General features: G+C 65.6%; 1 protein-coding gene. It reads right to left on the bottom strand.

Going from position 1 to position 535, the window contains the following annotated elements:
* Positions 1 to 534 (bottom strand): phosphopantetheine-binding protein (locus RDCOP1_RS21125; RefSeq protein WP_307718202.1); only part of this gene is annotated, 534 nt, incomplete at its 3' end.
* Position 535 lies beyond the last annotated feature (1 nt).

Below are 535 nucleotides of genomic sequence, written 5' to 3' on the forward strand. Positions count from 1 at the left end.
TGCCAACGACAACGGCACCTGCGCCGGCCGAACCTGCGCAACCAACGGCACCCGAGCCTCGCCGGACACCTGCTCCACCCGCACCGCCAGCTCCCCGACAGTGGACGCCTCGAACAACACCCGCACCGGCACCCGAGTACCGAGGGCCGCACCCAGACGCGCCACCACCTGGGTCGCAATCAGCGAGTTACCACCGAGCTCGAAGAAGTTGTCGTCGAGACCGACACGCTCAAGGCTCAACACGTCCGCAAACGTCGACGCCACAACCTGCTCGACAGCTGTCTGCGGCGCCCGGAACTCGCGAGCTTCGAAGACAGGGGAAGGCAACGCTTTACGGTCCAGCTTGCCCGACGAACCCACCGGCAACTCATCGAGCACCATCAAGACCGACGGCACCATATACGCCGGCAACAACCCCGAGACGAACCCCACCAACTCGTCACGATCCACCGCGGCCCCCGCAACAGGAACCACATACCCCACAAGCTGCTCCCCGACACCGGAAGCCGATACCACCACCGCAGCCTGCGCGATC

Origin of the sequence: Rhodococcus coprophilus NBRC 100603 (assembly GCF_001895045.1) — a bacterium.
GTDB lineage: Bacteria > Actinomycetota > Actinomycetes > Mycobacteriales > Mycobacteriaceae > Rhodococcus > Rhodococcus coprophilus.